An 18,663-nucleotide genomic window follows, 5' to 3' on the forward strand; every position below is an offset into this window, starting at 1 on the left:
AATCTTAAAAGTTGTATATCCTTCTAGCCGTTCTACAGCCAGTACACAATATCAGCAGAAAAAAAGTAAAAGAGGATAATGCTTTTAAAAGACACTATCCTATCCCATTAATTATTTACTGTCTCACTGTTACTTCTATATTTGCGCTAATAAATGCTACAATCGGAACCGTCAAAATTATTCCAACACTTCCAGCTATTCCTTTCATAATCTCAATCGCAATTAAGTCAGTATTCATTAACTGTGTATATGGAATTCCATAAGAATAAATTAATAACAACAAATTCAATGAAGCTCCTGTAAATGCTAATATCAATGTGTTTGCCATAGTTCCCATCGCATCTTTTCCAATATTCATACCAGATAAAAATAATTGCTTTGATGACAATGTTGGATTTACTTCATGAAGCTCATGAATCGAAGAAGCAATACTCATAGCAACATCCATGACCGCGCCAAGAGACGCAATCAAAATCCCACAAACCAGCAGATTTTTTACCTTTAAGCCATCATCTCCGGCAATCAAAAGGAGTGTTTCCGCCTCTTGTGTCTGGAAACCTGTTAAATGTCCAAATAAACCAACAAAATAAGCAAGCAATCCCGAAACCATGACACCAGCAATTGTTCCCAGGCATGCGGAAACTGTTTTTTTATTGATACTGTCAATTAATATATAACCAATTAATGTCATAGCGACAATCATAACCAATGTAACTGTAACTGCCGGATACCCTTTTATATATAGTGGTAATAAAACAAAGAAAATTCCAATCAGCATTACAATTAAACTAAGCAATGCGGCAAACCCTTTTCTTCCTCCAATTACACACAAGAGAATTGCAAACAATAAAATAACACTATAAATTAAAACTGTCCTGTCATAATTATAAATTGTATAAGTAACACCTGATGTATCCTTTGATGCACGAATAATAAGAGGTGTTCCTTCTTTCGCATAAACATTATATAATGCACTTATATAATTGTCTAAAACTGCTACTTCTCCCTTATGCTCTCCGCTTGTAATTTCTACTTTTACCTTTTGAGAACCACGTAATACTCCTTCTGTTTTTTCATCTTCTTCCACATTATCTTCTATAATTTCTATTGCTTTTCCATGATAATAACTAATATTTTTTTCTGTATTCCTAAGACCCTCTGTATCAATAAATTTTATCGTTACTATCACTAATAAAACGGTTATAATCAATGTAACCGTCTTTATTTTTGTATCCCGGTTCCAAAATTTTCTCCAATCCATCGTTGTATCCTTTCCCTTAAAAAGCAGGGGCGGTTCCCCGCACCTGCTTTTATCCTATTCCTTCCTTTTATTTCACCGTTATTTTTGTATGGTAAGTTTTCTTTTCCTTATTAATAACAACGGTCGTTTTAATCATAGTTGTACCTTTTTTCTTTGATGTCACCTTTCCTGTCTTCGATACCGTAGCAATTGATTTATTTTCTGACTGATATGTAATCTTTTCTTCACCTTTTGCATCATATGGCAATGTGACATTTATTGTTCCTGATTGTCCCTTTTTCATTGTTTTCGATGTTGTTACTTTTGTACGGTCAACCAATGTTGAAACAAGCTCACTGCTTGCTTTTTGAGGAACTATTACATATTTGTCACCACGCTTAATTTGGAATGAAACATACCCATCCTTATCAATCTTTACTTCTGTTTTTGGAATTGTTTCTAATTGGTTCTTTCCTACATGATAAACATAAACTTTTTGACCTTTTACATATCTTTCCCTATCATTCATGTTTACTTTAAATGTTGCCTTTGCCGGAAGCTGTCCCTTTTGTGAAAAATCAAGTAAAATTCCATTTTGCTTATCGTTTACAACCGTCTTTGTTGATTCTCCCAGTATAGAATCATTAGCACCAATTGTAGATAAATCAATTACTGTATTCACACTTTTTATATTAGTCGTATTGCTTAAATCTTTTGCTTTAAACTTCCATGAATAATTTGTCTTGCCTTTTTCATCTGCAATTCTAAATGTAACTGACTTTTTTTCCTCTTTTGCAGTCTTTAATACATCTTTTGATAAATTAACTGCTTTTAATGTTACATTGGAAGAATTCTTTATTGTATTTGGCACTTTAATAGCAACTACTACAGATTTTACATCTTGATGAGCCATTTGTTCTGTAATATCTTTGTCTGCTATATTTAATGTTACTGATACCGGCTTTCCTTGATCTTCTTTACGGATGGATTCTAAGAATTTATCAGTAATAAGAAGTTCCAAATTCGCTGTAGTCTTTCCTGATTTTCCTTCCATACATTTTGCTTCAATATCTGCATCATATCCTGTAACTGCTCCATTTTTATCTTCTTTTGTTCTAATTGTAATTCTAGATTCTGTCGCTTTATCTTCTATGATAACTGTGCTATCCTTTTTATCCTCTTTTGGTTTGCTACTTGTATCATTCGAAGAATGATTAGAACCAGAAGAACTTACCGGTACAACCTCTGAGCGGTCACGTACACGGATTCTTGCACCATCCGGATCGTAAGATACTAAACCGACTGCACTTATTTTCTTACCGACTACTGCAATATCTTCTAACTTTTTACTATTTTCATTCGAATATTTTACATATCCATCAATAAACACTCTTGCTTCCACACCACTATTGTCCTGTACTTTAATTGTTTCAACAATACCTTCTTTTTGAATTACATCTGTAATGGTACCTTCTACACGAACAAGGCGCCCACCTTCTTTGGCATAATCCATAGCATCTTTTGTAGATACTTCCTTTGGTTTAATTGGATTCATTGTAGTATCAATTACATTTGCCTCAATTACCCGTAACTCTAAATCACCTAAATATTCATCAACTGCTCCGACAACACGAACTTTCTGCCCAACTTTAATATCTCCTTCATTGATTGGGAAAATATTAATTCCTGCTGTATCATCTTGAATATAAATTGTATCAAAGAACGCATTTCCTTCTGTCGTACCTGCAGTTACCGTTCCTTCTACTGCAAAAACATCACCTTTGTTAGCAGCTCTTACTTCAGAAATATTCGTTGTATGCATTACTTTCTTTACATTATCTAAAATATTTTTCATAATGTTATAGTTCATATATGGTAAATCCCATATATTATCCAATTCTGCCTTTACTTCAAAGTCGGACATAAATACTGTACCGGAAACAAATATATCACTCTTTCCTACCGTTTCATGTACAAGCATTACTGCATTTCCTTTTTCAATTTCCTTATAATATTCATCAAACTTTTTTGTATTTTCAGAAAATGTAGTTTCATGCCCTTTAATTAATGCCGTTGCTTTTCCGGCAGCTTCGGCCTCTTTATCAATTAAAACTGTACAACCACTATATGCACTGTATTTTTGACCCTCTACAATCCCCTTTGTAAATTTAGAATCCTTATCATAATCTGTAGGATATAAACGATAACGTTGCCCACCATTATTCGTATCGTCAACAGCCTGGTCACTGTTTACTCTGGTTGTTGCACCCATCGTTTCTAATAATTTGTTTAGTTCTGTCGAAGTCTGACATTCTTCTCTATCCTGATAGTCCGCAATACCAGATAAAATAACGGTTCCGCCTTTATTAACATAATTCTTCACTGTCTGAATAAACTCATTTTCAAAATGAGACACCGTATATGTTCCGGTATTAGAACTTCCACCTTTTTTAGCTGGTGCAGAAATAATAAGCAAATTACAGTCTTTTAATGTTTCATCTGTAATGGTGTCCTTTGCAATCTCTACTTTAACACTTTCCTGTGCCGCAATTTTAGAGAAGTTACCCATATTCCCACCATAATAACCAGTTACATAATCATTCGAATGGCTTCCATCAATAATAACCTTTGTTATCATGCCTGGATCAACATATTTTAAATTTAACACACCTTTATAAATTTTAGAAACTCCATTCAATTTACCTTTTAATGTAACATTTATATTAACTGATCCTGCCTGATTATAAGTATAATCAAATGTATATTTTTCTGTTGTACAGGAAGCAATTGATGTGAATCCTTTTCCCTTTAAATCTGCTGTATGTATTACCTGATTATCAATACTAAATTCTAATGAATCTAATTCTAACGGAGTTTGTTCATTATTATAAATTTCCGTTGTAATATCTAATGACTGACCTTTTACTGGAAGTGTTTCTGTTGTTGAAACACCTGAAATACCTACTGATTCTACTTTATCGATCCAGACTGGTGCTGTAACAGCGATATCTTTATCATCTTCAGTTACACGAACATAATAGTAAGAATAATCAGCCGGAAGCTTAAATTCAACTGTTCCTTCGTTGCCTGTAACTTTCTTTTCGGCAATACTTAAACCGCCATTTACAATAACTTCTACTTTTCCTACAGAATTGTCGGTTGGATCTTTTACATCGACCTTAATATTAACCTCATTTGGTTTACTATCTAAAATCGTTCCCATACATTCATCATTTAAAGTATACTGAATCTGTAAATCATTATCTTCCGTAGCATAAGTTCTCATATTATTTAATGCTTCATAAACATTATCTCTTGTCAGGCTGTCTGCTAAAACAACCGTTCTTGCAGTATTGGCATCGCCCCATTTTCCTTTATGATTATCCTGGTTATTCGTTGGAGCTACATGCCATCCTTTGTCCAATGCACGAGTATAATATTCGTAAGATGGGAAATAACCGGATGACCCAATTGCACCCTCACCATTACCAACTTCAATTAAAGTAATTAAATTATCAAGTTCCGGATCATAATAAGAAAAATCAGTAAAATCTCCAAAAGTTGCTCCTGGATGATTAAACTGGCTGAATGAATTTGGTACTGTTTTCAATCTTGCATAATAGTTTTGTAATGCAGTATTTCTAGTGGAAAACTCAGATTGTGTTCTACTTTGGAAACCATCTGTTTTAAATGTATTCATATGACCTAATCCGTTTGACCAAGTCATCTCATAGCCATAAATACCAACGAACTTATCATCTGTAAACTTATCTGCTAATTCATGTCCTTCTTTCCACTCTTCACTCATTGAACCGTCCAAAATATTAGCTTTATCAGCATTATCAAAAGAGTTGGAATGGTCTGTTACTGCCAAAAAGTCAATTTGTTTTGCTGTATTTTTTGCATAATCGAATGCCTGTTCACAAGTTCCTGCACCATCAGAATAACTTGTATGGGAATGAACCTGACCAAAATAAATATTATAATTTTCGTTCATCCGCTGAGTAAATTTTACTTCCGACTCTGCACTATCTAAATACCCATCCTTTGTTGCTTTCATTTTAAATGTAATTGGAAAAGTATCCAGTACAATTTTTTTCGTGTAATCTTTCCATGTGACACCATCGTCTGTTGAATATAAAATAGTTGCACCTTCTGTTTCGCTTGATAAAGATACTTCTGTTCCTTTTACCCTTGCTCCACCGTTTGGGCTTGCTTTTACCGGAGCAACCTGTAGCTGTGTATACTTATAGGTAATCGGAAATCCTTTCACACCATTGTTCATTGTATAAGCAGTAATTTCTGCCGGTAACTCATCAAGAATAAGTCCTTCTTCTGTATTATATTCCTGTTCGTCTTTGTCATTATATGTATAATATATAGCACTTGAAGTTGCTGTTGTAAGTGTTACTTTCTGTCCTTTTATAACATTACCGGATTCAGGTGCTGCATTTACAATTGAGATAACAGACTCATCCGGACTTCCAGTCATTACAATATCCATAAATCGATGAGTTGCTGTTGCTGTTATAGCCCCTCCATTTATTGCCTTATCAGAAGAAACTGTAAAACGGATATACAACTGCTCCTGATTTCCTGTCCCTTCCGGAAGATTTGTTACAAATGGTAACATCTCACTATCCTTACTAATTTCTACATCTGCTTCTTTATCTGATATTGGCTCATAATTTAAACCATCTGTACTATAACTTACTTTAAAAAATTTAGGACATGCTTTCGACCCCCTCATTGAATAAGAAAGCATAATATCTTTAAAACCTTTTGTTGATGTAACAATTTCATAATAACTGTCTTTCACCGCTCCTGTCGATCCAAGCCAGTTATTTGCCGCAAATGGATACGTAGGAATAAATGCCCCTGCTCCATCCGATTTCATAAAAGTAAAATAAGAATTCCTATCTGCAAAATCGTTTGCTTTTTCACGATCTGCATAGATTTGAATATCTGTTCCCCCTTTCACCTGACCACTTCCAGCCCATGATGCTAATGAAAGTCTTTTACTTGTCTGTTTATTGTCTTCCCTCGTAACTTTTGTTTCATCAGCACTTACCAGCACCACATTATTTGTGAAAATACTGCTGAACAAAAGAACCATCGCCAAGAAGAAGGCAATAGAACGTCGTTTTTTCACTACCATAACTTTAACCTCCTCTAAAATTTTATTTATGCATTCTATAAATGCTATCTTATATTAGCATTTTTTATATTTCCATCAAAGGACGCAAGACCTTTTATTGTTTATTTTTACTTATAATTATGTTTTTTTGTTTCTCTTTTTGTTTATTTATAACTATACTTTTGCTCCTGTTATTTTATTTATTGTATATTTTTTAATGGATATTTATAAGTTTTGTTATTTTTTAGCAGTTAAATACTAAAATATTCTCACTTTTTCTAAAAATTATTATCTTCTACTTATAAAATATTCAATTTTGTAGTATGATATTCTCGTACAATGAAATAAATAGTAGTAAAGTGAGGAAAACTTATGCAACCAAAAATCGGAAAATTAGTTTTGATTGGTGCCGGAAATGTAGGCTCCGCCGTATTAAATTCTTTAATGCAATTAAACGTAGTAAATGAAATTGTAGTAATTGACTATAATAAAGACAAAGCTTTAGGTGAAGTATTAGATGCAAGCCATACAACTGCCTTCGTATACAGTTCGAATGTAGTTGTAAGAGTTGGTGATTACAGCGATTGTGCTGATGCACAAATTATTATTATGACAGCCGGACCTAGTATCAAACCAGGTGACAAACGTGACCGAATGGTGCTTCTTGATAAAAATGTTACTGTTATGTGTGAAACAATGGAGAAAATCACTTCTTATACACGAGAAGCAATTATTATTAACGTATCAAATCCTCTTGATATCTTAACTTATGTTGCACAAACAAAATTCGACTATCCAAAAGAAAAGCTTTTCGGAACAGGAACCTTATTAGATACCGCCCGCTTTAACAGAATGATTGCAGATATTTGCCACGTAGATGCTAAAAATGTAACCGGTTTTGTTCTCGGTGAGCATGGAACAACTTCTTTTGTACCTTGGAATACGGTAAACATTGTAGGAGTTCCTTTTGAAGAATTCAAAACCCAATTCTCATTAACAGAAAATATTAATAAAGAAAAAATTCTAAATGATATCAAAGAAGCAGGTATGGATATTTTACAATTAAAAGGTTATACAAGCTCTGGTATTGCCTTAAGCGTATGCCGTCTGGTTGATGCAATTATTCATAATGAACATTGTGTACTTCCTGTTTCTATCCTTTTAAATGGTCAATATGGTATCCACGATGTTTCTCTAAGCCTTCCTTGTGTCATCACCTCAGGGGGAATTGAACGTGTTCTTGAACTCCCTCTTGATGAAAATGGAAAGAAGGATTTACAGATTTGCGTTGATAAATTAAAGAATATTATAAAAGATTTAAACCTATAGACTTACATTGTAAAAAGTTTCTCGCAAAGCGAGATTCTTCGCCTGAGGCGGGTCGTTTTAGCGATATAATTCATCGCCGAGAACTCACAAAATCTCATATAAATGCTACGTTTTCATGGGTTCTCGGCATTTTATTTTTCACTAATTTCCAAAACAAACGCTTTTCTAAATAAAAGAATCTAAAAATGCCTGATACGAACAAAGCCCTGCTTTATACCATCTGCAAGTTCCACATATTCTATCAAATGTAGCTTCATCCATCTTTTTTCTCAACAGTTCTCTCAACTCGTTATAAGAATATGTCTTGCCTTGTAATGATAAAGCCTCTATCACATTTTTATCTTTTGCATCAACATCCTTTGTTCCAAGTCGACATTGGTTTTCCCCTATGCAATTCGGACAATTTTTACAAATCACATCTGCTTTTGTTATAATTTCTACTTCTGTACCAGAAGCTCTTGTTTTTTGTATAACCGATTTCATGCCTTCGGTAAACTTATCATTATACCCTTCTCCTTTAAATAACTGCATACAAAGTAAATGATGTCCTCTTATTTTCATCTTTTTATTAACTCCCTTTATCTCTTCGTTCAATCCATTTCTGACTTTTTTTAATCTAATATTTTAGTTAACTCCTCTTCCCACGCTTCTTGAAGTAATTGCTCTTTATATTTTATTCCTTCTATCCTTCTCAAAAAATCAGTAAAGTCATATTGGATTCTTGCATCTGAATATACTTTTGGTTTTTCAACCATTTCCTCTTCAACAAAAAATACGAATTGAAATAATCCTTTTTTTGTTTTCTCCTCAAATATAAGACTACATTTCGGACTTTCTCCAAAAATCCAGAAAGGTTGTTTATATTTTACCAGATAATTTTTATCTTTAACACCTTCTATATATTCTTCTTTTTCTATTGCAAATCGTTCTAAAAAAATTTCTGTAATTGCTTTCTTCAGACCTGGTATCTGAATCATTGGATTGAATTCTTTTAAATTCACTACCCTTGCACGCACAGATTCGACACCGTTAAACTTTAATTTTTTTACATTTACTTTAAGAGAATGCGCTAAATGTTCCATATTTATATCAACCAGCAGCGTTCCATGAAGAATTCTCTTATTATCCTCTTCATAATAGGCAATACCGGAGAATTTTTTATGTCCCACTAATAAATCATTATTCACATGCTCGATGTGTTTTACCTGATAAGAATTTAATGCTTCCAAAATTCCATCTAAAAAACATTGCTCTAGTTTCTGTCTTTCACTTTCTAACCTGTTACCTTTATCATATAAAAAAGAATAATTTAAATTTCCCAAATCTTGATATACACATCCCCCACCTGACAATCTCCTTGCAATATTAATCTGATTTTCTTCACAATAAGAAATATTGCACTCCAAATATGCACACTGGTTATTTCCAAGAACAATCGTTTTCTCCGACTGCCACAAAAATATAATCGCTTCATCGGCTTTTAAATTTTTTAATAGCTCTTCTTCAATCGCTAAATTTTCATAGATAGAATCTGTTGTTGAAAGAATAACTCTATTCACAGTAATGGATTGCTCCTATTGATAAGCCAAGAGAAGCTTCATGAATCAATTCTCCCAGTGTTGGATGTGGAAATACCGTACGGAGAAGTTCTTACCTTTCTTATCCATCGTCAATTCATTTTTGTCTTTTTTCTAAGGCGTAGTATACCACTACATAAGCTGTGTTTTCTATCGGCAAAGAAACATCCATTTTTGTTCTTGCCCAAAGAAACACAGCTTATTTATTAATCCGGCACTCTGACCCGATATTCTAATGTAACTCTGCCTGTTCCAATAATTCTTTTGCTCTGTTATAATCCATTTCTGAAACAAACACGTCTAACCCTTTTACCACACCAGCTCTGATTCCTGTCTGGCTTATCGGATTCGTTCTGTCAATCCTACTTTCTTCTGAACTTTTCTCAATGTCTTCGTTGCGTAATATTGTGCCTTTTCATCATTCATTTTAATCATGCTATCCAAATATTTCTTATCTTTTAACAACTGTTGATACTTGTCTTGTAATGGTTTTAACATAGATGCAACTGCCTCTCCGACTGCAAGTTTAAAATCACCATATCCTTTTCCATCAAATTCCCGTTCTACTTCTTCTCTTGTTTTTCCGGTTACAGAACTATAAATATCAATTAAATTACAAATACCAGGTTTTTCTTCTGAATAAACTACTTCACATCCGGAATCAGTAACTGCACGTTTGAATTTGCGAATAATCGTATCTGGATCATCCATTAACAAAATACTTGCATTCGGATTTTCGTCTGATTTAGACATCTTCTTTGTTGGGTCTTGAAGACTCATGATTTTAGCACCTACTTTTCCGATATAAGGTTCTGGAATTGTAAATACATCACCATAAATACTGTTAAAACGCTCAGCAATATCTCTTGTAATCTCTAAATGCTGTTTTTGGTCGGCTCCAATTGGAACTACATCTGCCTGATAAAGAAGAATATCTGCTGCCATTAACACAGGATACGTAAATAAACCTGCATTTATATTATCAGCATGCTTTGCAGCTTTATCTTTAAATTGAGTCATTCTGTTTAATTCACCCATATAAGTAAAACAACTTAGAATCCAGCTCAGTTCTGCATGTCCAGACACATGTGACTGATAATAAATACAATTTTTTTCCGGGTCAAGACCTGCTGCTACATACAGAGCATACAAAGCTCGTGCCCTCTGTCTGAATTCTGTAGGATTTTGTCTGACTGTTAAAGAATGAAGATCCATTACTCCATAAATACATTCATATTCTTCGTTCAACGTTACCCAGTTCTTTAAAGCTCCAAGATAATTCCCCAATGTTAAATTCCCGGTTGCCTGCATACCACTATAAAGAACTTTTTTTCCATCTATCATGTTTCTCGCTCCTGTCTTATTTCAATATTTTTATTACCCATTATAGCCTATTCCATCCCAAATGTCCAATCGAACCAAACGCAAACAATACCGACTTGAATATAGAAATAAATTATCGTTTACAAACAAATTAAGTTTATAAAACAAAAAATATAGTAAAGACATTCCTTTTGTATACACAAGTGAACCTTTACTATATTTTCAGTTAATATGATTTTTTATTCTGCAAACATTGCTGTAGACAAATACCGCTCTCCCGTATCCGGTAATAATGCAACAATCGTTTTTCCTTTATTCTCCGGTCTTTTTGCAAGCTCAGAAGCAACAAAGGCACTTGCTCCCGATGATATACCAACTAAAATTCCATCCTTTCTTGCAATCAGACGCCCTGTTTCAAATGCCTCCTCATTTGTTACCGTAACAACCTCATCATATATTGTCTTATCTAAAACATCTGGTACAAAACCGGCACCAATTCCTTGTATTTTATGTGGTCCAGCAGTACCTTTTGATAAAACCGGAGAATCCGCCGGCTCTACTGCCACAATTTTAACATTAGGATTTTGTTCTTTTAAATATCTTCCAACTCCGGTAATTGTACCGCCTGTTCCGATTCCGGCAACAAAGATGTCTACCTTCCCATCTGTATCCTTCCAGATTTCCTGTCCTGTTGTCTGATAATGTATCGCCGGATTTGCTTTGTTTTCAAATTGGCTTGGAATAAAACTATTTGGAATCTCTTTCGCAAGCTCTTCTGCTTTTGCAATTGCCCCTTTCATACCTTTTATTCCTTCTGTAAGAACAAGTTCTGCACCATATGCTTTCAATAAATTTCTTCGCTCCACACTCATTGTATCCGGCATAGTTAATATAATCCGATAGCCTTTTGCCGCTGCAATCGAAGATAATCCAATTCCTGTATTTCCACTTGTAGGTTCGATAATCACAGAACCTTCTTTTAATAATCCTTCTTTCTCCGCCTCTTCAATCATTGCATTCGCAATCCGGTCTTTCACACTGCCTGCCGGATTAAAATATTCCACTTTTGCCAAAATAGCATTATCTAATCCTTTTTCTTTGCTTAAACCTTTCAATGTCACTAACGGTGTATTTCCTATTAATTCTGTAATTGATTGATATATTTTCATCGTATCTCTCCTTTTTCTTTATATAGTTTTCCTATCTGTTTAGTATGATTATATAATCTATTTTTCATTTTGTCAAACATTTTTTATTCCAAATGATGTCGGGGGCAAAAGATATTTTTTAATTTCCCTCTTAAATACAATAATCTCCCTCTGTAAATCTTTTGCTTTGTTCAACCAAATCCTCTAAAGTGACACTGTCCACATAATCATTAATTACGTTATAGAGTCCCTGCCAAAAAGGAAGCGTCATACAGAACTCTTTTCTTTCACATTGATTTGGCTCATCCTCCAAACAGGCAACTGGAGCAATGCTCCCTTCTGTTATTCTTAATATATCCCCTGCTGTATATTCTTTTGGATCTTTTGCAAGTCGATATCCACCATTATTTCCACGAGAACTTTTTAAATAACCTGCTTTATTCAATAATGGAACAATCTGTTCCAAATATTTTACTGTAATCCCCTGACGTTCAGCGATTGCTTTTAACGGAATAAACTCTCCCGTATCATAAATCGCTAAATCCAGCATAACTCGCAATGCATATCTTCCCTTTGTTGATATTTTCATAGTTCTATCCTTGCCTAAACCGCCCTGCCTCATACTAAAAGACAAGTATCAGCATTATCCTTTCTTTTATTTCTTTACTTATATTATATAGTTTAAAATATCGAATAGCAATACAGGCATTTTTTATTTTTTTTTGCATATAGTATTGGTAAAACAATAATTAGGAGTTCTTATGGTTCAAAAACATTCCTTTTTAAATCACCACACCATTGAAATGATGAAAACTGCCCTTCCATATATGAATCCACAGGCTCAAAAGTCCATTGAAGTTCTCGTAAAGACAGAAGAACTGTTAGATACCGTTCATGTACTGGAACAGCCTAGCGAACTATCTGCCTGTAATGTGAATAAAGAACCATTTGATATGGAAGCTATGCTTCTGCAAATGAAGCAAGTCGGTACAAAAAAAGAACAGGAAACAATCGACAGTCTGCTAAACTTTATGAAAATGCAGAAACTTCTTCAAGCATATAGTCTTTTTATAAACAAAAAACAGACTACCGATTCCAATTCTGAAACAAAAGATGCTTCTGGCTCTCAGGATACGTTAATGGAATTTCTTATGTCACAACTTAGTCCCGAGCAAAAATCAAACTTTGAGAATATTAATTTAGTATTAAATGCAATGAACAATTAGGAGGAATTATATGAATGATATGACATGGCTACATAATGAAGCCTTGAAAAATATTGATCCACAAAAAATGGAAGTCATTAACAATCTGGTAAAAGAAACAAACGGCAAACCAATCGCCCAATCCATTCCTTATTTAATGAAAGCCAACAAAGAACTTAGTAAAAAAGGATTAGAATTTACACCCGATGAAACTGCATTAATTATGGAAATTCTCACAAAGGATATGACCATTGCTGAAAAAGAACAGGTAAAAAAGATGCAGACGCTTATCAATTCTCAATTAAAAAAATAAAAAAAGAAACCAGAAATCAGAGTCCAACTATTGATTCTGATTTCTTTTTTTATTTTTTTACAATTAATTGTTGCATCTTGCCAAAATCTTATTATAATAATAATTACGTTTAAAAGACATGGAGGTAGAAAAACTATGAAAACAATTCGATTGGCTACATTAGAAGATGCTGAAAGAATACTGGAAATCTATAATCCTTTTATCACAAATACAACGGTTACATTTGAATATGAACCGCTTAATGTAGAAGATTTCAGGCAGCGAATGCAAACGATTATGTCTAAATATCCTTTTATTGTATGTGAAATTGACAATCAGATTGCCGGATATGCTTATTGTAGCCCTTTTAACCCCCGTGCGGCTTACTCTTGGGATTGCGACAGCTCCATTTATGTTGATCCATCTTTTCACGGAAATGGAATTGGACGCTTTCTATATGAATCACTATTTAAGATTATGAAAGAACTTGGCTATTATAATATTTACGCTCTTGTGACAGATCCTAATCCAACCAGCCTGGCATTTCATAAACGGCTTGGATTCATTCTTGAAGGCTTTCACGAGGCTGCCGGTTATAAATTCAACCGCTGGCTTGGAATTAACCGATTGGTAAAACGGATTGGAGATTTTGATAAAACACCAGAACGAGTAAAATCCATTCAAGAGGTTGATATCAATTCTTTGATTGGAATGTGTAATCAAAATTACCAAAAATAGTAAATTTTGTCAAAAAAACGGTTGAAGATCCAAATTACAGTTCTTCAGCCGTTTCTTATTATCCTATACAATTCGCAAATAATTCTGTTGACAAATATCTTTCCCCGGAATCCGGAAGTATAATAACGATATTTTTTCCTTTATTTTCATCCCTTTTTGCCAGTTTCACTGCTGCACAAACAGCGGCGCCCGCTGAAATTCCAACAAGGACACCGTCGGATTTCGCAATTTTTCTGGAAGTATCCATTGCTTCCTCGCCGCCAATTTTAATAATTTCATCTACAATTGAAGTATCCATTACTTTCGGAATAAATCCGGCTCCAATTCCTTGTAATTTATGTGCTCCTGCCGGCTCTCCTGACAATACAGCAGAAGTATCCGGTTCAACTGCAACAACTTGAATATTAGGATTTTTTGCTTTTAATGCTTTTCCTGTTCCAGTTAATGTACCACCTGTTCCAACACCTGCGACTAATATATCAATTGCACCGTCTGTATCTTTCCATATTTCCTCTGCTGTCGTTTCCATATGTATTTTAGGATTTGCTTTATTTTCAAATTGCTGAGGAATAAACGCATTTCCATACTCTTCCTTCAACTCTTCTGCTTTTCTTATCGAGCCTGCCATTCCCTCTTGTCCGGGTGTCAGAACAACTTCTGCACCTAATGCCGCTACAATTCTCTGACGCTCCACTGACATTGTATCCGGCATCGTTAGAATAAGTCTAAGACCTTTTACAGCAGCAACAAACGCCAATCCAATCCCAGTATTTCCACTCGTTGGCTCAATTAAAACTGTATCTTTATCAATTTTCCCCTCTTTGATTCCTTCTTCAACCATTGCGTATGCAACCCGGTCTTTAATACTTCCAAGCGGATTAAAATATTCTACCTTTGCTAAAAGAGTCGCATCCAAATTTTCTTGTTTCTCAAAATTTGTTAATTCTAACAACGGTGTATTTCCAATTAATTCAATCAATGATTTCGCAATTTTTGACATCTTTTCTCTCCTCTTTTCTTTGTTATGCTTTTTATACTCCTATTTTTTCCCCTTGTCAATCTTACGAATAAAAATTTCATATATTTTTTCTCTTAACAAATCTCTATTTTGCCGATATACTATTATATGTCAAAAACAAATATTTTATAATGTTAAGATAAATGAGGTGTAATTCATGAGTATTTCCAGTAATCGAATATCATCTTCCCAACCTGCAATTAACCAGACATCAACTAACAAAGCTTCTACCAGATCCGTTGGAAGCTTAAGTAATTACGCTACTTCCACTCCTGCCAAACAAATATCGGTCGGAGAAGTAATCAAAGGAGAAGTAACTGACTTAAGAAATAATGAAGTTACTGTCACACTAGAAGACAATACTGTCGTAACCGGGCATTTAGAAAATGGAGAACAACTTGCAATTGGTGATATGGCAGCATTTCGAATTAAAGATATATCTATCAACGGAATTGTTTTAGAAGCACTTCCAAAAAGCCAGGCACTAATTGAAAATAGTACAATAACCAAAGCACTAGAAGAAGCCGGATTACCTAAAAATGATAAAAACAGATTAATTGTCCATGAGCTTATGAAGCAGGGAATGCCTATAAATAAGCAAAGTATCCAATCCATTTTGATACAATCTTATACACACAAAACACTTGATATCAGTACCATTGTGCTAATGGCAAAACATCATATATCCATGGAAAATGGTGCAGGAGAACAACTGCAAAACCATATCAACAATACTCACTCCATGATTCCGGAAATTAAACAGCTTGCTGAATTGGTAACCGATTTTTTTGAAGAACAGCTTCCTTTCTTTTCCACAGAGCAAACTGTATTATTGGGAAAAGAGATGCTACAGATTGTTTTATCAAACGAAAGTCCAAACTTTCATGCTCAAAAAACTCCAGACCTTTCTTTTCTTTCAATAAGTCAAAGAGAGGAATTAACCGAGCTGTTAGAATCTTTCTCACTTGATGAAATTCAGAAAAATGATGTTTTAAATGGTTCAATTTCACTTCGGGATGCAAAAAATCTGATTCTTCTTAATATGGAATCGGCAAAAGAACTTGATTTTCAAAAGCAAGAAGAACTGCGAAATTCAATAATAGAAGAAGCGGAACATTCTAATGTTCCCGTTGATGAAGCCGTACTAGAGCAAGAACTATCTTCTTTGCCAAAAACAATCGACCTTTTTGATTCTCCGATTGTAAAATCAATTTTTGAATCCTATCATAATTACCAGCTAGATCAAAATGAGCTGGCGGCTTTTTTACAGCCAGAAGAAATAAAAAAACTTGGAGAATTACTGGAAAACTTTCCTATTAGTCCAACTTTAAAAGAACTCATTTCTTCTGGAGATGCATCGGTAAAAGAAGTGCTGACAACTTTAAAAAATGTTCTCTCTTTTACTCCTGCCAATGAAACCAAAGAGCTATTCCATTCAAAAGAATTCCTTAAAATCTTTCAGACTTTTCTTCTTTCTGAATGGACACTGACTCCAAAAGATTTAAAAGACCCACAAAAAATGAACTCTTTTTATGACAAGATGTACCAACAGCTTGAACATTTAAGCAAATTAAATCTTGGAAGAGGTTCTGGCGAAACGGCTTCCAATTCTTTAAAACAGAACCTATTATTTACACAAACATTAAATGATATATTTACTTATATTCCACTTCCGCTCCGCTTAAAGGAACAACTGACACAAGCGGATTTATATGTTTATACGAAAAAAAAGGATTTAGCAGCCAATTCCTCTAATTTAAGTGTACTATTACATTTAGACATGGAGTTTCTAGGTTCCTTGGATATTCATCTTACCTTAAATAACAATCGAATTAATGCTAAATTTTATTCCGAAGAGGAAAACACAAAACAACTTCTACTCAATAATATTGCTGATTTGGAACATAATCTGAATGAAAAAGGATATCTATTCCAGTCTGAATTTTCCATTCAAGAAAAATCAGTTGATATTGTAAAAGATTTTATGGAACAGGGTGTTAAATCAACTTCCCTAAAACGCTACACATTTGATATCAGAGCTTAGTATAATTTTACATTTGGAGGATTTTATGTATCATACATTACTATTTGATTTAGACGGAACGATTATCAATTCAAAAGAAGGAATTACAAAAAGTGCCCAGTATGCTTTATCCTTTTTTGATATTCATGAATCCGATTTAGATAAATTGGAAGTATTTATCGGTCCGCCACTTGGTCAGTCATTTCAAGAATATTATCACTTATCAGACGAACAGACAAAAAAAGCGGTTACTCTCTTCCGTGAACGCTACGCTTCCATCGGTGTTTACGAAAATGAAGTATATGATGGGATTGAAGACTTGCTTGCCTCATTAAAAGAAACCGGAAAGAAGATAGCTTTGGCAACCTCAAAGCCTGAAAACTTTGCAATTGCAATTTTAGAAAAATATAATCTTTCTTCTTATTTTGACCTTATTGTTGGAAGTAAATTAGATGGAAGCAGAGATTCAAAAAAAGAGGTGATAGAAGAAGTTTTCCACCGCCTTTCCTACTCTGAAACAGACAGGAAGGAATGTATTATGATTGGCGACAGAAAGCATGATATTTTAGGCGCTGCTGCCTGTAATATAGATTCCATTGGCGTTCGTTACGGATTTTCAACCGGGCAGGAATTGGAAGAAACTAATGCGACTTTCGTTCTCGAATCGGTACAAGAATTAAAGCAGTTCCTGCTTACCCATTAACAGAAAAAATTATCATTATCCAATAACTAACTCAAAAGTCTGTTGAAAGTACATGCACAGATATGATTTTTGTTAGAGGAATAACAAATACATCATATAATTGCTTCAATTTTCAACAGACTCTTTCTTCTTTACAATACTTGCAGATGCTCAAGCAAAATCTTTGTACCAATCAAAACCAGTATAGCTCCGCCTGCAAATTCTGCTTTATTTTTATATTTTACCCCAAACTGATTTCCAATTAAAACTCCTATAATCGCAAGCACCATAGTTATAATTCCAATAATAGAAATTGCCTCTATTATATTTGTTTTTAAAAATGCAAATGTTACTCCAACTGCAAGCGCATCAATGCTTGTTGCAATCGCAAGCATTAATATTTCTTTTAAATCAACTTTTATTTCTTCACATTCCACTTCCTCTGACCGGCGTGATTCCAATATCATATTTCCTCCAATAAACGCCAAAAGTCCAAATGCAATCCAATGATCAACGCTCGTAATATATTGTTCAAATTGCTGACCTAAAAGCCAGCCAAGAAGTGGCATCAATGCCTGAAAACCACCAAAAAAGGCAGCAATAATCAGCGTATATTTATAGTCTACCTTTTTCATATTTAATCCCTTACAGACTGACACCGCAAAAGCGTCCATTGCTAAACCAATTCCAATTAAAGAAAGTTGAATAAAATCCATTTTTCTCCTCCGTATTCTCTAAATAATATTATATGAAACCAGGGTCAAAAGGTCATGCTTTTTGCAACAATACTCCTTTCGCATCTGTGCACATCCTCGCGGAGCGTTTTTGCTTTATAGGAGACGAAGTTTCCTATAAAGCAAAAAATAAAGCAAAAAAGTCGGGTAACAAACTGTACCCGACATAATATCTTATCAAAAAACCCAGGTACAGCACTAAAACTGTACATGAGTC

The 18,663-nt window shown here is 34.1% G+C and carries 15 protein-coding genes; 6 read left to right on the top strand and 9 right to left on the bottom strand.

All coding sequences use genetic code 11. The annotated features are described in order from the left end of the window. Window positions 1-115: 115 nt before the first annotated feature. Window positions 116-1,261: a YibE/F family protein gene (locus FYJ58_RS00565; RefSeq protein ID WP_154515663.1), complete on the bottom strand. Its 1,146-nt coding sequence runs from the start codon at window positions 1,259-1,261 to the stop codon at window positions 116-118. Window positions 1,262-1,328: 67 nt separating this feature from the next. After that, window positions 1,329-6,398 carry a CehA/McbA family metallohydrolase gene (locus tag FYJ58_RS00570; RefSeq protein ID WP_154515666.1) on the bottom strand — a complete coding sequence of 1,690 codons (5,070 nt, stop codon included), beginning with the start codon at window positions 6,396-6,398 and terminating at the stop codon, window positions 1,329-1,331. A gap of 351 nt (window positions 6,399-6,749) precedes the next feature. On the opposite strand from FYJ58_RS00570, the gene FYJ58_RS00575 reads away from it, so the two are divergent. Then, window positions 6,750-7,706 carry an L-lactate dehydrogenase gene (locus FYJ58_RS00575; protein ID WP_154515669.1) on the top strand — a complete coding sequence of 319 codons (957 nt, stop codon included), beginning with the start codon at window positions 6,750-6,752 and terminating at the stop codon, window positions 7,704-7,706. A gap of 165 nt (window positions 7,707-7,871) precedes the next feature. On the opposite strand, the gene FYJ58_RS00580 is transcribed toward FYJ58_RS00575, so the two are convergent. The 5 genes from FYJ58_RS00580 to FYJ58_RS00600 form a co-directional block, all read right to left on the bottom strand. Further along, complete coding sequence (locus FYJ58_RS00580) at window positions 7,872-8,267, bottom strand: DUF1284 domain-containing protein (RefSeq protein WP_154515672.1); 396 nt, start codon at window positions 8,265-8,267, stop codon at window positions 7,872-7,874. A gap of 50 nt (window positions 8,268-8,317) precedes the next feature. After that, window positions 8,318-9,265 (bottom strand): lipoate--protein ligase, encoded by a 948-nt coding sequence (locus FYJ58_RS00585; RefSeq protein ID WP_154515675.1) that lies wholly within the window; start codon window positions 9,263-9,265, stop codon window positions 8,318-8,320. Window positions 9,266-9,622: 357 nt separating this feature from the next. Next, a complete protein-coding gene (trpS, locus tag FYJ58_RS00590; protein WP_154515678.1) occupies window positions 9,623-10,627 on the bottom strand; it encodes a tryptophan--tRNA ligase in 1,005 nt (334 codons plus the stop codon). A gap of 218 nt (window positions 10,628-10,845) precedes the next feature. Then, complete coding sequence (gene cysK / locus FYJ58_RS00595; RefSeq protein WP_154515681.1) at window positions 10,846-11,775, bottom strand: cysteine synthase A; 930 nt, start codon at window positions 11,773-11,775, stop codon at window positions 10,846-10,848. A gap of 130 nt (window positions 11,776-11,905) precedes the next feature. Then, entirely contained in the window at window positions 11,906-12,343 is a 438-nt protein-coding gene (locus FYJ58_RS00600; RefSeq protein ID WP_154515684.1) for an RrF2 family transcriptional regulator, read from the bottom strand. A gap of 172 nt (window positions 12,344-12,515) precedes the next feature. Here FYJ58_RS00600 and FYJ58_RS00605 point away from each other — a divergent pair, with 172 nt between their 5' ends. The 3 genes from FYJ58_RS00605 to FYJ58_RS00615 all read left to right on the top strand — a co-directional run bounded on the left by FYJ58_RS00605 (window position 12,516) and on the right by FYJ58_RS00615 (window position 13,989). Beyond that, window positions 12,516-12,980, top strand: a complete 465-nt coding sequence (locus tag FYJ58_RS00605) for a hypothetical protein (RefSeq protein ID WP_154515687.1) — start codon at window positions 12,516-12,518, stop codon at window positions 12,978-12,980. Window positions 12,981-12,990: 10 nt separating this feature from the next. Further along, the gene (locus FYJ58_RS00610; protein WP_154515690.1) at window positions 12,991-13,272 is read left to right on the top strand and encodes a hypothetical protein; all 282 of its coding nucleotides are present in this window, start codon (window positions 12,991-12,993) and stop codon (window positions 13,270-13,272) included. A 135-nt stretch (window positions 13,273-13,407) separates the two neighbouring features. Continuing rightward, the gene (locus FYJ58_RS00615; RefSeq protein WP_154515693.1) at window positions 13,408-13,989 is read left to right on the top strand and encodes a GNAT family N-acetyltransferase; all 582 of its coding nucleotides are present in this window, start codon (window positions 13,408-13,410) and stop codon (window positions 13,987-13,989) included. A gap of 58 nt (window positions 13,990-14,047) precedes the next feature. Here FYJ58_RS00615 and cysK (FYJ58_RS00620) read toward each other — a convergent pair whose 3' ends face one another. After that, on the bottom strand, window positions 14,048-14,989 hold the full coding sequence (gene cysK, locus FYJ58_RS00620; RefSeq protein ID WP_154515696.1) for a cysteine synthase A: 942 nt from the start codon (window positions 14,987-14,989) through the stop codon (window positions 14,048-14,050). A 175-nt stretch (window positions 14,990-15,164) separates the two neighbouring features. Between cysK (FYJ58_RS00620) and fliK the strand changes: the two genes are divergently transcribed. Continuing rightward, on the top strand, window positions 15,165-17,051 hold the full coding sequence (gene fliK / locus FYJ58_RS00625; RefSeq protein ID WP_154515699.1) for a flagellar hook-length control protein FliK: 1,887 nt from the start codon (window positions 15,165-15,167) through the stop codon (window positions 17,049-17,051). 25 nt (window positions 17,052-17,076) lie between these two features. Further along, window positions 17,077-17,733, top strand: a complete 657-nt coding sequence (locus FYJ58_RS00630; RefSeq protein ID WP_205839114.1) for an HAD hydrolase-like protein — start codon at window positions 17,077-17,079, stop codon at window positions 17,731-17,733. Window positions 17,734-17,864: 131 nt separating this feature from the next. Here FYJ58_RS00630 and FYJ58_RS00635 read toward each other — a convergent pair whose 3' ends face one another. Further along, on the bottom strand, window positions 17,865-18,428 hold the full coding sequence (locus tag FYJ58_RS00635) for a manganese efflux pump MntP (protein WP_154515705.1): 564 nt from the start codon (window positions 18,426-18,428) through the stop codon (window positions 17,865-17,867). Between the last annotated feature and the right edge of the window lie 235 nt (window positions 18,429-18,663).

The organism is Velocimicrobium porci, from assembly GCF_009696045.1.
Classification (GTDB): Bacteria; Bacillota; Clostridia; order Lachnospirales; family Lachnospiraceae; genus Velocimicrobium; species Velocimicrobium porci.

Excerpts from the sequence above, each read along its gene's own strand:
- FYJ58_RS00565 (WP_154515663.1), bottom strand. The coding sequence starts at position 1,261 with ATGGATTGGAGAAAATTTTGGAACCGGGATACAAAAATAAAGACGGTT.
- FYJ58_RS00570 (WP_154515666.1), bottom strand. The coding sequence starts at position 6,398 with ATGGTAGTGAAAAAACGACGTTCTATTGCCTTCTTCTTGGCGATGGTT.
- FYJ58_RS00575 (WP_154515669.1), top strand. The coding sequence starts at position 6,750 with ATGCAACCAAAAATCGGAAAATTAGTTTTGATTGGTGCCGGAAATGTA.
- FYJ58_RS00580 (WP_154515672.1), bottom strand. The coding sequence starts at position 8,267 with ATGAAAATAAGAGGACATCATTTACTTTGTATGCAGTTATTTAAAGGA.
- trpS (WP_154515678.1), bottom strand. The coding sequence starts at position 10,627 with ATGATAGATGGAAAAAAAGTTCTTTATAGTGGTATGCAGGCAACCGGG.
- cysK (WP_154515681.1), bottom strand. The coding sequence starts at position 11,775 with ATGAAAATATATCAATCAATTACAGAATTAATAGGAAATACACCGTTA.
- FYJ58_RS00600 (WP_154515684.1), bottom strand. The coding sequence starts at position 12,343 with ATGAAAATATCAACAAAGGGAAGATATGCATTGCGAGTTATGCTGGAT.
- FYJ58_RS00605 (WP_154515687.1), top strand. The coding sequence starts at position 12,516 with ATGGTTCAAAAACATTCCTTTTTAAATCACCACACCATTGAAATGATG.
- FYJ58_RS00610 (WP_154515690.1), top strand. The coding sequence starts at position 12,991 with ATGAATGATATGACATGGCTACATAATGAAGCCTTGAAAAATATTGAT.
- FYJ58_RS00615 (WP_154515693.1), top strand. The coding sequence starts at position 13,408 with ATGAAAACAATTCGATTGGCTACATTAGAAGATGCTGAAAGAATACTG.
- cysK (WP_154515696.1), bottom strand. The coding sequence starts at position 14,989 with ATGTCAAAAATTGCGAAATCATTGATTGAATTAATTGGAAATACACCG.
- fliK (WP_154515699.1), top strand. The coding sequence starts at position 15,165 with ATGAGTATTTCCAGTAATCGAATATCATCTTCCCAACCTGCAATTAAC.
- FYJ58_RS00630 (WP_205839114.1), top strand. The coding sequence starts at position 17,077 with ATGTATCATACATTACTATTTGATTTAGACGGAACGATTATCAATTCA.
- FYJ58_RS00635 (WP_154515705.1), bottom strand. The coding sequence starts at position 18,428 with ATGGATTTTATTCAACTTTCTTTAATTGGAATTGGTTTAGCAATGGAC.